Source organism: Paenibacillus rhizoplanae, from assembly GCF_042684125.1.
Lineage (GTDB): Bacteria > Bacillota > Bacilli > Paenibacillales > Paenibacillaceae > Paenibacillus_AQ > Paenibacillus_AQ rhizoplanae.
In genome coordinates, this window is the sequence record NZ_JBHUKY010000064.1 from 121,651 (window position 1) to 122,174 (window position 524).

Below are 524 nucleotides of genomic sequence, written 5' to 3' on the forward strand. Positions count from 1 at the left end.
GAACTTCTCCGCCGTCAGTTCCGGACGGTTCATGTATCCGCGCGCCAAGCCGTCTCCTGCGATGCACAGCTCCCCTGGCACCCCGATCGGCTGCGGCTTGTTCGACCGGTCGACGACATACGTGCGAACGTTCGGCAGCGGCTTGCCGATTCCAACCTTCTCCGTTTGCCGAGTTACCGCCTCTTGCGTCGCGTAAATGGTGGCCTCCGTCGGCCCGTAGATGTTCTCGATTCGGGCATGCGGCCACTGCTCGCATGCTCGCCAAGCCATCTCCGTCGGCAACGCTTCGCCCGCGACAAACAGGTATTGCAATGATAGAGCCGCCCCCCCGCTCCTTTCCGCCTCCGCCATGAACAGCTGCAGCATGGAAGGAACAAAGTTGACATGCGTCACCCGGTTATCCCCAATGACTTGGAGCAACTCCCCTGGATCTCTCTCGGCGCCCGGCGCTGCCACCACCACTTTCCCTCCGCCCGGTATCCATCCGAACAGTTCCGTCAACGACACGTCGAACGTATAGCTCG

Annotated in this window: 1 protein-coding gene; it reads right to left on the reverse strand. The window is 61.6% G+C overall.

All coding sequences use genetic code 11. The features are described from left to right. Positions 1-524, reverse strand: a 524-nt coding sequence (locus ACFSX3_RS26240; protein ID WP_379313448.1) for an AMP-binding protein, incomplete at both ends; no start/stop codon positions are given.